Below are 11,482 nucleotides of genomic sequence, written 5' to 3'. Positions count from 1 at the left end.
CCGCCCCGGCCGTCACGGCGGCCGGGGCGGGCATCCCGTCAGACGAACCACGACAGAGAAGGACTACCCGATGAACGCCGACGACGCCCGCACCCGGGCGCAGACCGCGCTGCGCCGGCTGGAGAACCCGGAGCAGCCGCTGACGCTGCTCGCCCCGGACGCACCGGCCGAGTACGAGTGGTGCTGGGTGTACCCGTTCAACACGGTCCGGGCCACCGAGACCGGCGACATCATGGACACGCTCGCGGTGGGCCCGCTGGTCGTGCCGAAGAACGGCGCCGAGCCGTGGGTGGCGCCGTCCGGTCCGCCGCTGGAGCGCTGGCTCAACGAGTACGCCGCGCGGGAGGGACTGCCTCCGGTGCCGGTCCCGGCCGCACCGGACCCGTTCGCCTGAGCCGGACGGACGGCCCGCCGTGACCGTACCGTCGCGGCGGGCCGCCGCCACCTGGAGGAACCATGACCCACAGCGCCGAGCCGCTCGACGTGCTGCTGCACCGGATGATGCGCGGCGACGCCGCGATCGAGCAGGTCCAGTCCGCGCTGCGCGCCTCCCCGCTCGACCTCGCGATGAACGGCGACGGCCGTCCCCTCGTCGTCCGCTCCTTCGACGACCTGCCGTGCGTGGTCGTGGCCACCTCGGCCGACGAGCGCGCCCGCACCTTCGCGCCCGGGTGGCGCCGGGTCGAGGCGGCCGAGCTGGCCGAGCTGCTTCCGGACGGCATCGACGTCCTGGTCGACCCGAACCGCCCCGAGCCGGTACGGCTGGCCGCCGCGATCGTCTGGCACGCCCTCCGGTTCGCCGACGAGGACACGGACGGATGAGCGACGACGAGTTCCTGTTCCTGCTCGACCCGCAGTGGCCGGCAGGCGAGGACGACGAACCGCCGTTCGAGGCGGTCGTCGGGGTGTGGCAGGTCGGCGCGGACGGCGAGGTGGGCGAGTTCCGGCGCAACCCGGACTACCGCCCGCACTTCCCGGACTCCCCCACCGACCCGGTCGACGCGCTGCTGCGCCTGGTCGCGGCCGGTGCGGCGCAGCCGGCTCACCTGCGGTCGGTGCTGCGCGCGTCCCCCCTGCACCTGGCCGTGAACGGCGACGGGCGGCCGCTCGTCGTCAGCGCCCCCGACGACGAGCGGTGCGTGGTGGTCGCCACCGGCGAACCCCACCGGGAGCCGGTGCCGGCGCCCGGGTGGCGGCTGCTGGACCTGGCGGAACTGGCCCGGGTGGCCGGTGACGGTGACGTGCTCGTCAACCCGGGCGGCCCGGCGCCCGCCCGGCTGGCCGCCGCCTTCCTGCACGAGACGGCGGCGACGCGATGAGCACCGGTCTGCTGCACCTGCTCTGCCTGCGTGCCGCGGGCCGGATCCCGGACGGCGACCTCGCCGGCCTGCGTGGCCTGCTCGCCCACGGCGACCACGGCGCCTGCGCCGCACGGCTGCTCGGCGCGTTCCCGCAGTCAGCGGCGGAGATCGCGGTGCTCACCGCGCTGCTGCCCCCGGAGACGCCGCTGCTGCCCGAACCGGCTGCGGACGAGAACGTGGACGCCGAACCGACGGCCCTGTTCGTCCCGTTCCCGCCGGCCGACCTGCCGCTGTACGCGACGGCCGCGCCGCCGGTGGTGGACGAGACAGCCGGTGGCACCGTGGACGACCTCGACCGGGCCCTGCTCGACGTGCTGGACCCGGCGCGCACCGCCGGGGTGTGGCGCTGCTGGCGGATCACCCGGGGGCCGGACGGCACCGTCGACGCCGTGCGGGTCTACCTGGTCGAGGCGACGGCGCCCGACGACGAACTGCCCGCGATCGCCGACCGGGGGCAGCAGGCCCTCGCCGACGCCGGGTACGCCGCGCCGGTCGAGGTGTACCGGCCCGACCTGCCGCTGCCCGCGTACCAGTGGGCGGCCCGGTCCCGGTCCGCGCTGATCTGGGCTCCTCAGCCGCCCGGCGAGGTGCACCTGGCCGCCGACGGGGACGCCCGGCTCCCGGTCGACGACGACGAGATCGCGGCGTTCGTCACCCACCTGCGGTCGGCGCCCGCCCTGACCGCGCACCTGCGCACCGACGGCACCTGGGTCTGGCCGGCCGACGTGGCCGACCGGCTGCTCGACGAGGGCGCGCTGGCCGACGAGGGTCTGCTGCGGTACCTGCGGCGGTGCCGGGCCGACCCGCCCGCGCCCGCCGACGCGGTCGCCGTCCACCGGGCGTTCGCCGCCCTGGTACGCGCGAGGGCGCTCTGACCGGGTGCACGAACGCCTCGGGTCGCGGTGTCCTTCGGGCACGAGCCCCGGCGCTGCGCGGCGCTCCCGTCGGCCGCCGTGGTCGAATGCGCCGACGCCCGCCGACGAGGACGCGAGGAGGCCGGGAATGACGGACCAGGACGAGCTGCATATCGCGCTGCTGCACCTCGGTGGCCGGGTGCCGGACGCGATGCTCGCCGAGGCGCGGCTGCGGCTCGCCGACACCGGCGCGGTGTCTCTCCCGGAGCCGCCCGGACCGGTCGACCTGCCGTTCACGTTCGCGTCGGCCGTACCGAATCCGCGTGTCTTCGGTGGCCGGGTGCCGCCACTGGCCGACCTCACCGGCCGCGACGGCCTGATGGACGACACCGACCGGGTCGCGGTCGCGGCGGCCCGGCAGCAGCCCGGCGCGGTGGCGCTGTGGCGCGGATGGCGGATCGCTCCGGAGTGGGCGGCCTCGGTGATCCCGCCCGCGCCGGTCTACGTGCTGGAGACGAACGGGCCGCAGGCGGTGACGGCGGCGACAGTGATGCGGGCACTCGCCGGGGCCGGGATCTCGGCCCCGCTGGTCGAGGTGTACCGCCCCGGTGACAAGCTGCCGCCCTACGCGGCCGGGGCCCGCCGGTCCGGCGCGCTGCTCTGGGCCGGCCGGGACACCGAACCGCTGCGGATCGCCCGCGTCTTCGACGAGGTGGACGACGACGGTGCTCGCTTCGCGCCGGACCGGGAGCGGCTGTCCGGCACCGACCTCGAACGGGCGGCGGCGTACCTCGACGCGGGCACGCCGGTGCTCGCCACCACCGCGCGCGGGCTCGACGTGGTGGAGCCCGGACGCGGCCGGGTCGTGCCGACGACCTACCGCACCGACGGACGCTGGCTCTGGCCCGAGTCCGTCGCCTACTACCTCCAGGCGTACGGGCTGGCACCGGAGCCGGACCTCCTGGCCCACATCCGGTCACGTGGTGACCGGCTCCCGGTCACCGATCCCGCCGACGAGCACCGCGCGCTGGCGCTGCTGTTCCAGTCGTACGCCCTCGTCCCGGCGGAGGCGGAGGCGGAGGCGGACGCGTGACGATCTTCGTGGCGGTCGCGTCGTACCGGGACCGGGAACTGGTGCCGACGGTGCTGGACTGCCTGGCCAAGGCGGCGCACCCGGAGGACGTCCGCATCGGGGTGTGCTGGCAGCACCTCGGCGACGAGGACATCTCCGCCATCCGGGACCTGCCGCAGGTGGACGTGCAGGAGTACGACGCCCGGGACAGCCGCGGCGCCTGCTGGGCCCGGGACAAGACGTTCCAGCAATACCGCGGCGAGGACTGGCTGTTGCAGGTGGACAGCCACACCCGGTTCGCGCCGGGCTGGGACGTGCGGATGATCCGGATGGCGCGGGAGACGGGTGCGGCGAAGCCGGTCCTCACCGCGTACCCGGCAAGCTACGAGCCCGATCAGGAGTTTACCGGCGCGGGCGCGCCCGCCGAGATCGTCGTCAGCGACTGGACGACGTTCGGCGTACCGGTCTTCGGTCAGCGCCTGATCGAGGGGGCCGCGCCCGGCGTACCGCCCAAGCCGGCGCTGTTCCTGGCCGCCGGGTTCCTCTTCGCGCCCGGCTCGTTCGTCGCCGAGGTGCCCTACGACCCGGGCATCTACTTCCACGGCGAGGAGATCACCCTGGCCCTGCGCGCCTACACGTGGGGCTACGACCTGTTCCACCCCACCGAGGTGCTGACCTGGCACTACTACATCCGGCAGGACCGGCCGCGGCACTGGAGCGACCACGTCGAGCAGGACTGGTCCCGCTACGAGGAACTGAGCCGTCGCCGGGTGCTCTACATGCTGCACACCCCGCCGGTCGACCGGCTCGGCATCGGGCCGGTACGCACCCTGGAGCAGTTCGTGGCGCACACCGGCTGCAACTTCACCCGGCGCACCTGGACCGACATGCTGGCCCAGGAACTCGTGCTGCTCTGATCAGCTGCCCCGCGCCGGCTCCCCGGCGCCGCTCGACCAGCGGGTCTCGGCGATGGCGGTGGCGAGCCGGTCCAGTTCCGGATGCTGCTGCGCGTACGACGTGACGTGTTCGGCCAGTTCGTGCTGGGACTGCCACCGGACCTTCCCGGCGCGCACCAGCGCCCGGTCCAGCGCGAGCGGGTCGCCGCGCAGGTGACGCCGGACGTCGACCAGGACGCCGGTGAGCGACTGCTCCTGCTCGTCGGTGCCGGGCAGCGCCGTCACCATCGCCGGCAGCGCTGCCACCGTCTCGTCGTCCATGCCCGGCACCAGGCCGATGAGCGCCTTCTCGCGCGCCTCCGGCCGGGTCTCCGCCAGGTACGCCATGCCCGCCTCGTCGGCGGCCAGGTGCCGCAGCGCGGGGTCGCGGCTCAGCTCCGCGACCGCCGCCGTCACGTCCGGGGCGGCGACGGCCGGATCGGTCGGGGGCGGGGCGGCGACGGCCGGATCGGTCCGCGTCGCGGCGGCGTCCGCCGTGACGGTGGGGACGGACGGGGCTGCCGTCCCGGTCCCGGCGGGTGCCGCCTCCGGCCGCCCGGCACCGGTCCGCGCCGACCTGCGGGCGCGCAGGCCCAGCAGGAGGGCGGCGAGCGCCGCCGGCCCGGCGAGCGTCAGCAACGCCGCCCGGCGGCCGATCCCGGCGGAGCCGGACGCCTGCGCGGCCGCCTGTGCCCGGGGCGCCTCCTCGGGCAGCACGGCGGTGACGGAGGCGGTCAGGTCGATCTCCGGCGCGACGCCGCCGGTGGTCTTCGCGGTCTTCAGCACCCGGTTGCGGACCTGCGCCGGGTCGAGATCCGGGTACGCCGACCGGATCAGCGCCGCCTGCCCCGCCACGTACGCGACGGCGAGGTGGGTGCCGGCGCCGTTCACCGGTCGCGCGCCGGTGATGCCGAGGCTGGTCACGTCGACGCCGGGTGCGACCACGTCCACGCCGCCGGACCGGTAGCTGTCGGCCGTACCCCCGTCCGGCCCGATCCCGCCGACGCGCAGCACCGCGTCGTTCAGTGGCACGTCCGGGTCCGGTGGCGCCGACTCAGCGGCGGCGCCCACCACGACCACCACGCCGTCGTCGACCGCCTCGTTGACGGCGGACACCACCTCGGCCTGGCCGAGGTCCACCTGCGGCCCGAGCGCGACGACGGAGGCGCCGGAGCCGACCGCCGCCCGGATGCCCGCCACGCTCGCCGCGGTCGAGGCGCCGGGTGTCCGGCCGGCTACCCGGACCGGCATGACCGCCGCGTCCGGCGCGATGCCGGCCACCGCCGACCCCTTCACCGGCTGCGCCACGATCAGCGCGGCCATCGCCGTACCGGTGCCGAGGCAGTCGGTGTCACCGCGAGCGCCGCCGGTCGCCCGGTCGACACCCGTCGTCACCCGGCCGGCGAGCGGGGGCAGGCCGCCGGCGACGCCGGAGTCGACGACGGCCACGAGCTGGTCCCGGCCCCGGCTGTGCGGCCACGCCTGGTCGGCGGCGACGCGCGGACCCGCCCACTGTGACCGGGCGCGCGACGTCGCGGCGGTGCGGCACCCCTTCGGCGGGCGGACGGCCGCGTCGCCGTCGGCGGCGGGCTGCCGTCCGGCCGGCGTGGACGCGCCGGGCGCCGGCTTCGCGGCCGGCGGGACGCCCCGGCGGACCTCGCTGCCGTACGCGTCCCACGGCAGCACCAGCACCCAGCCGGCCCGGAGCCGGGAACCGTCGGTGAGGGTGGTGCCGTCCGGCTGGATCCGCCCGGCGTTGAGCGCGAACAGCTCGGCCGCCCGCGCGCCGTCGCCCAGGAACCGCTCCGCGATCTCGGTGAGGTTCTCCGGCTCGCCCTGGTGGGCCGCCTCGACCGTGTAGTACTTGACGTGGTCGCCCTCGGCGCGGGCGGCCGGCGCGAGCGGCGTCAGCGCGAGCACCGCCGACGCGACGACGGCGGCGAGCGCGGCCCGGGCGGCCGCCGGTGCGGTCCGGGTCATCCGCGACCACCTCGGCTGCCGGCGCCGGTCACGGGTGTGGTCCCGGACGTTGCGTGGTGCCGCGAACGCCGGGCGTCCGAACCATCCGTCATCGATCCACTCTTGAACCCGGTCGAGAAGACTGTCCTTACCAGACGGGCAGGCTAGCATCGCGGATCTCCGATGCACGAAGGGCCGCCGGAGGGTCCGGGCGCGGCATCACCGCGACCCGCTTCGGCGGACGCAGGCGAGAGGCGGCCGCCTCGGGTGCCGCGCCGTTGTGGAATTCCCACCGCGACACATTCTCGTAAACGCGTGATGACGCGTGATCGGAAGGCGGTCAATTCGGTTTCCGACAGCCGGACCGAAGAGACCACTCCGAATCATCCTTTCGATGCCGGCGATTCGCCGAGAACTCATCCGCAAGCGGAGTGACAGCCGCCGGACAGCCGCCGGGAAGGACGGTTGGCGAGTTGCGTCACACGGCATCACTGCGGGAAACGACTGTCGGCTACCGGGTAGCGCCACACGCCCTCATGGAGTAATCGCCACGAGCACGCGCCGGCCGGTCGGAGACATCCCGCGACCACCCGTCCGGCCCGGGTGAGCGGCGCCTCCGGCCCGGTCCGACCCGGCAAGGTGGACAGATAGCGCGGATCCGGGTACGGACGGCCAGGTCCGACATCGCCGATCCGGACCGGGTCGGCCGGGAACACCGGAAAGGCGAGCCGGCCGCGTCCGCACGAATCGCCACGGTGCCGCATTTCCGACTGACACGCTCAGTCGTACTGCCGTCACCCGCCGAGTCGGAAAAGCATTGACACCCCCGATCGCGGTTCGGCAAAGTTCCTTCCGCCGACCGCAACCGGAGGACACTTTCCGGCGGCTTATCGCGATCCCGGAAATCCTTTCCGCACCGATCACCATCGCCGGCGGACAACCGTGCGCCCACCCGGGCGATTCCCAGCCCGCTCGCGGGCCGGTTCCGGCCGCCTCCGACCCGAACGAAGGAGCATTTCCGTGCCCATCCAGGAATCCGAGCTCATCGACACCGTCAAGCGCGTGCTCGCCGACGTGACGCACGACGACGCCGTCCTCGACATGGATCTCGACACCCAGCTCCGCGAGGACCTCGGGATCGACTCGATGACGTCGTTGACGTTCCTCATGGCGCTGGAGGACGCGGTCGACGGGTTCTTCGTGGACGCGACGACGCTGGAGGCCGAGCACTTCCAGACCATCGGCAGCATCTACGAGTACGTCCGGACGCAGCTGAGCACCGCGAAGATCGCCTGACCGATGACCGGCCTCTACGTACAGGCGGCGCACCACGCGGTGCTGCCCACCCGCGACGACCGGCACCCACCCCGGCCGCGCTTCGTCGAGTACCAGGCGGACCTGCACCGGATGGCCGGCGTGGTCCTCGACGAGGCCACACTCACCCGGGGCGACCAGTACACCTTCGTCGACCTGGCCGACGCGCTGGCCGACCGCACCGGACCCGGTCTCTTCCGCGACCTCGGTGTGCTCGTCACCAGCTACTGGACGCCGGAGTTCGACCCGGACGTGTCCGCGTTCGGCCCGTACCTGCACCACCGGCACCGCCTCGACTGCACCTCGTTCGACCTGGTCGACCAGGGCAGCATCTCCCCGGCGCTCGCGTTGCTGGTGCTCTGCGACTTCCTGCGGGCCGGTCCGGCGGACCGCGACGGCCTGCTGCTCAGCGTCGAGCAGACCACAGTCCCGGCCCCGGTCGGCGCCCACTTCCCCGGCCCGAGCCGGTCCACCGCCGGGGCGGTGCGGATCGGCCGCCGGCCGGCCGGAACGGAGATCCTGACCGTCACGGCGCTCGGCGAGCCGGCGGTGCTGGGCGACGACGGGGACCTGTCCCGCCTGGTCGCGCGCTGGTGCGCGGAGTACGACGTGGACCCGGCGGAGCTGACCGTGCGGGTCAACCGGGCCACGTTCCTCTACCGGCGGTGGGCCTACGCGTACGGGCCGGACTCCTGGCCGTGCCGGGTCGAGTTCCTGCCGCCCGAGCGCACCTGCACCGGGCTGTTCCGCTGGCTCGGCGCCGAGTCCACCACCCCGGCCGGCGGTTACGTCGCCTACGTCGAGGAGGACGTGGAGAGCCTGTCCGCCGCCGTGGTGCTGACCCGGGCGGTGACGCCGTGACGAACGTGCTGCGACTGCCCACCCGGCCCGCCGGGCCGGCCACCGACCCGGTCGCCGTCCGGTTCACAGTCGGCGCCGCCGTTGCCCGGGCCTGCGAGACCGGCGCGCTGCCGGCCGGATCCGGCCAGGCCGCCGGGTACGCCGGGCTGGTGCTCGCCGACCGCGACGCGGCGCCGGTGGAGGCGTTCGACCTCACCACGGGCGCCGTCCTCGGGGCGGAACGGCTCACCGTCGTACCCCATGAGCTGCTGACCCGCGCGGGCCTGGTGGTGCTGCGGTACCGGGCGGCCGGCGGACCGGCCGACGCACCGGCCCTGCGGCTGTTCCGGCAGGCCCTCGCCGACGCCGAGCGGGACGCGCTCGGCGAGGCGGTCCGCTGGTGCCGGCGGTTCCTCGCCGGCCGGCGTTCGGCCGGTCAGCGGCTCAGTGCCCACCCGGTGGTGGCCCACCAGATGGCCGGGCTGGTGGCCCGGGCCGCCGCCCTGCGCCAGACCGACGCGGCCGCCGCGCTCGCCGAACCGGCGGGCCGGGCCTGGTGGGTCCGGGAGGTCGACGGGCTGGCCCGCGACCTGATCCGGATGGCCGGCGGCCGGTCCGTCCTCGCCGGGCAGATGGCGCAGATGCGCACCGCCCTGCTCTACGCCAACCGGATCTACCTGGACGGTGCCCCGTGTTCCGACTGAATCCCGACCGCTTCGCCGCCCGCTACGGGCCGGAGTGGCTGGCCGCGGCCAGCTGGTACCGCGAGAACTCGCCGGCCGTGCCGGACGATCCCGACCTGGTGCTGCGGCACCTCGACCACCCGGCGGTCGCGCAGAAGATCGAGGCCGAGTTCGCGGCGGACACCCGCCGGCGGGCCGCGATGTTCGAGGCGCTCAGCTACGGCAGCGCGAGTTTCCTGCTCACCACCCCGGGCCCGTCGCTGTCCGGTGTGCTGCTGGACGCGCTGGGCACACCGCGGCAGCGGGCCTGGTTCCGGGAGCTGGTGTCCACCACCCGGTGCCGCACGTTCTTCGCGGTCACCGAGCCCGGACGCGGCTCCGACGCCGCCCACCTGGACACCACGCTGCGCGACGGCCGGCTGACCGGCGAGAAGCTGCTGTTCGGCAACGGGGCGGTGGCGCCCGTCGGCACCGTCCTCGCGCGCACCGGCGACGGTCCGCTGGACCTGGTGGCGGTGCTGATGACGCCGGAGCTGATCGAGTCCGGCGCGGTACGACGACGCGTGCTCCCGATGTTCGCCCTGCCCGGCGCGCAACTGTCCGAGCTGCGCGTCGACGGACTGCGGGTGCCGCCGGAGGCGGTGCTCGGCAGCCACCTGAAGGCCACCGAGCGCGGCATGATGGGCATGCTCAAGACGTTCCACCGCTTCCGGCCCGGGGTGGCGGCGATGGCGCTCGGCCACGCCCAGGCCCTCGTCGACTACGTCCGGGACCACGTCGGCGCCGCCCGCCCGGAGCTGGACCGGTTCGACCAGATGCTGGAGCGGTCGCGTGAGCTGAACGCCGCCGCCGCCCGCGAGGTCGACGAGGAGCCGCTGCGCGGCGCGCTGGTGTCGCTGGCGAAGCAGCGGGCCACAGCGGCGGCCGAGGAGGTGGCCGCGGTCCTCGCCCGGGAGCTGCCGGTGGCGGCGCTCGTCGACCACCCGTGGCTCGCCCGGTCCCTGACCGACGTGGTCGCGTACGAGTTCATGGAGGGCACCACGCCCATCCAGCTCGCCAACGTGCACGCCGGCTATCTGCGCCGGGAGGTGCCGGTATGACAGCCGTCGACCAGTCGCGCCCGGCCGGGGACAGCGCCGCGCCGCCGGTGCTCGGGCCGGTGCTGGCGATCGCGCTGCCGGTGCTGCTCGCGTCGCTGGCGAGCCTGGTGGCGCCGCTGCTGAACACCGCCGTGATCGGCCGGCACGATCCGGCCTACCTGTACCCGCTGGCGCTGGTGCTGCCGATGATCCTGTTGCAGAACTCGGTGAACGAGAGCCTGCGTGTCGCGTCGGTGGCGTTCGCCGCCCAGGCGTCGGGCAGCGGCGACCTCGACACGTACGCGCGGCGGCAGCGGACCGTGCTCGTGCTCGGCGTGGCGGTCAACCTCGGCGTGGCGCTGCTGTTCCTGGTGGCGCACCCGCTCTTCCTCGACCTGTACGCGGTGCCCGCCGGTTCGCGCACCCTGGTGTACGCGTTCGTCCAGCTCAACACGCTCACCGGCGCGGTGCTGGCGGTGAGCGTGGCGCTGATGTCGAGCCTCTACGGGCTGCGGCAGGTACGCGCGGTGACCGTCGGCACGCTGGTGAGCCTCGGCTCCGGGGTGGTGCTCACCGCCGCGCTCGTCGGCTGGCTCGGCGTGTTCGCCCTGCCGGCGGCCACCGCCACCACCGCGACCGCCACAGCGGTCTGGGCGTCCCGCCGCCTGGCCCGCTGCGGGGTGCGGCCCTGGGCCCGGATCGGGCTGCGCGCACCGGTCCGCCGGTCCTGGCGGGAGGTCTGCCGGATCAGCGTGCCGGTGAGCCTGGGCTACCTGCTGCTGTTCGGCAGCGGGCTGGTGCTGACCCGGATCCTCGCCGGCTACTCCCCGCTGACAGTGGCCGGGTACGGCGTGGCGTACCGGGTGCAGAACCTCGTGCTGCTGCCGGCCATCGCACTCGGTGTGGGCGCCGGCATCACCGTCAACCGGCTCGCCGCGCAGCGCCGGGGCGGGCGGGTCGGACCGTCGGTCGTCGCCGCGGTCGGGCTGTCGGCGGCGGTGTTCGCGGTCGTGGCCGCCCTGGTCTGGCTGCTCCGCGGGCCCGGGACCGGGCTGCTCACCGGCGATCCGGCGGTGGCCCGGGCCGCCGCCGACTACCTCGGCCACCTGGCGCCGGCCTATCTGGTCGCCGGTCCGCTGCTCACCCTGTCGATCTTCCTGGAGGAGACCGGGAACGGGGTCCGGGCGCTGGTCGTGAACGCCACGCTCACAGTCGTCCAGCTCGCCCTGGCCGCCGGGCTGGCCCGCGCCGGGCATCCGGTGTCCCACGTCTACCTCGCGCTGGCCGTGGCCCACCTGCCGGCCGTCGGCTTCGTCGTCCACGAGCTGCTCCGCGCCCGCCGCCTCGGTGGGCGGGTCAGCGCCATCCCCACGAGCTGAAGGAAA

Annotated in this window: 12 protein-coding genes; 11 read left to right on the top strand and 1 reads right to left on the bottom strand. The window is 75.0% G+C overall.

The window, feature by feature from the left end; genetic code table 11:
- Positions 1-70: 70 nt before the first annotated feature.
- The 6 genes from IF06_RS0100840 (at position 71) to IF06_RS0100815 (ending at position 4,204) form a co-directional block, all read left to right on the top strand.
- Positions 71-394, top strand: a complete 324-nt coding sequence (locus tag IF06_RS0100840) for a YrhB family protein (protein ID WP_013286993.1) — start codon at positions 71-73, stop codon at positions 392-394.
- Positions 395-456: 62 nt separating this feature from the next.
- Positions 457-822 (top strand): type VII secretion system-associated protein, encoded by a 366-nt coding sequence (locus IF06_RS0100835; protein WP_013286994.1) that lies wholly within the window; start codon positions 457-459, stop codon positions 820-822.
- Positions 819-1,319, top strand: coding sequence for a type VII secretion system-associated protein (locus IF06_RS0100830; protein WP_013286995.1), 501 nt, complete (start codon positions 819-821; stop codon positions 1,317-1,319). The genes IF06_RS0100835 and IF06_RS0100830 overlap by 4 nt, the downstream gene beginning before the upstream one ends.
- The gene (locus tag IF06_RS0100825) at positions 1,316-2,236 is read left to right on the top strand and encodes a hypothetical protein (protein ID WP_030268268.1); all 921 of its coding nucleotides are present in this window, start codon (positions 1,316-1,318) and stop codon (positions 2,234-2,236) included. The genes IF06_RS0100830 and IF06_RS0100825 overlap by 4 nt, the downstream gene beginning before the upstream one ends.
- A 127-nt stretch (positions 2,237-2,363) precedes the next feature.
- Entirely contained in the window at positions 2,364-3,308 is a 945-nt protein-coding gene (locus IF06_RS0100820; protein ID WP_030268265.1) for a hypothetical protein, read from the top strand.
- Positions 3,305-4,204: a GlcNAc-transferase family protein gene (locus IF06_RS0100815; protein WP_013286998.1), complete on the top strand. Its 900-nt coding sequence runs from the start codon at positions 3,305-3,307 to the stop codon at positions 4,202-4,204. The genes IF06_RS0100820 and IF06_RS0100815 overlap by 4 nt, the downstream gene beginning before the upstream one ends.
- Here the strand turns inward: IF06_RS0100815 and IF06_RS0100810 are convergent, their stop codons facing one another.
- On the bottom strand, positions 4,205-6,202 hold the full coding sequence (locus IF06_RS0100810) for a S8 family serine peptidase (RefSeq protein WP_013286999.1): 1,998 nt from the start codon (positions 6,200-6,202) through the stop codon (positions 4,205-4,207).
- 999 nt (positions 6,203-7,201) lie between these two features.
- On the opposite strand from IF06_RS0100810, the gene IF06_RS0100805 reads away from it, so the two are divergent.
- Genes IF06_RS0100805 through IF06_RS0100785 form a run of 5 tightly spaced genes read left to right on the top strand, consistent with a single transcriptional unit; the run spans position 7,202 to position 11,476 of the window.
- Positions 7,202-7,477, top strand: coding sequence for an acyl carrier protein (locus tag IF06_RS0100805; protein ID WP_013476329.1), 276 nt, complete (start codon positions 7,202-7,204; stop codon positions 7,475-7,477).
- 3 nt (positions 7,478-7,480) lie between these two features.
- Positions 7,481-8,356, top strand: a complete 876-nt coding sequence (locus IF06_RS0100800) for a hypothetical protein (RefSeq protein ID WP_013287001.1) — start codon at positions 7,481-7,483, stop codon at positions 8,354-8,356.
- Positions 8,353-9,039 (top strand): hypothetical protein, encoded by a 687-nt coding sequence (locus tag IF06_RS0100795; RefSeq protein WP_013287002.1) that lies wholly within the window; start codon positions 8,353-8,355, stop codon positions 9,037-9,039. The genes IF06_RS0100800 and IF06_RS0100795 overlap by 4 nt, the downstream gene beginning before the upstream one ends.
- Positions 9,027-10,118: an acyl-CoA dehydrogenase family protein gene (locus IF06_RS0100790; protein ID WP_013287003.1), complete on the top strand. Its 1,092-nt coding sequence runs from the start codon at positions 9,027-9,029 to the stop codon at positions 10,116-10,118. Before IF06_RS0100795 ends, IF06_RS0100790 begins: the two co-directional genes overlap by 13 nt.
- Complete coding sequence (locus tag IF06_RS0100785) at positions 10,115-11,476, top strand: MATE family efflux transporter (protein WP_013287004.1); 1,362 nt, start codon at positions 10,115-10,117, stop codon at positions 11,474-11,476. The genes IF06_RS0100790 and IF06_RS0100785 overlap by 4 nt, the downstream gene beginning before the upstream one ends.
- Positions 11,477-11,482: the final 6 nt, after the last annotated feature.

It is taken from the genome of Micromonospora globosa (genome assembly GCF_000717585.1).
In the GTDB taxonomy this organism is placed as follows: domain Bacteria; phylum Actinomycetota; class Actinomycetes; order Mycobacteriales; family Micromonosporaceae; genus Micromonospora; species Micromonospora aurantiaca.
The sequence above is the reverse complement of the archived record's forward strand: the minus strand, read 5'-3'. Positions and strand labels throughout refer to the sequence as shown.

Excerpts from the sequence above, each read along its gene's own strand:
- IF06_RS0100840 (WP_013286993.1), top strand. The coding sequence starts at position 71 with ATGAACGCCGACGACGCCCGCACCCGGGCGCAGACCGCGCTGCGCCGG.
- IF06_RS0100835 (WP_013286994.1), top strand. The coding sequence starts at position 457 with ATGACCCACAGCGCCGAGCCGCTCGACGTGCTGCTGCACCGGATGATG.
- IF06_RS0100830 (WP_013286995.1), top strand. The coding sequence starts at position 819 with ATGAGCGACGACGAGTTCCTGTTCCTGCTCGACCCGCAGTGGCCGGCA.
- IF06_RS0100825 (WP_030268268.1), top strand. The coding sequence starts at position 1,316 with ATGAGCACCGGTCTGCTGCACCTGCTCTGCCTGCGTGCCGCGGGCCGG.
- IF06_RS0100820 (WP_030268265.1), top strand. The coding sequence starts at position 2,364 with ATGACGGACCAGGACGAGCTGCATATCGCGCTGCTGCACCTCGGTGGC.
- IF06_RS0100810 (WP_013286999.1), bottom strand. The coding sequence starts at position 6,202 with ATGACCCGGACCGCACCGGCGGCCGCCCGGGCCGCGCTCGCCGCCGTC.
- IF06_RS0100800 (WP_013287001.1), top strand. The coding sequence starts at position 7,481 with ATGACCGGCCTCTACGTACAGGCGGCGCACCACGCGGTGCTGCCCACC.
- IF06_RS0100785 (WP_013287004.1), top strand. The coding sequence starts at position 10,115 with ATGACAGCCGTCGACCAGTCGCGCCCGGCCGGGGACAGCGCCGCGCCG.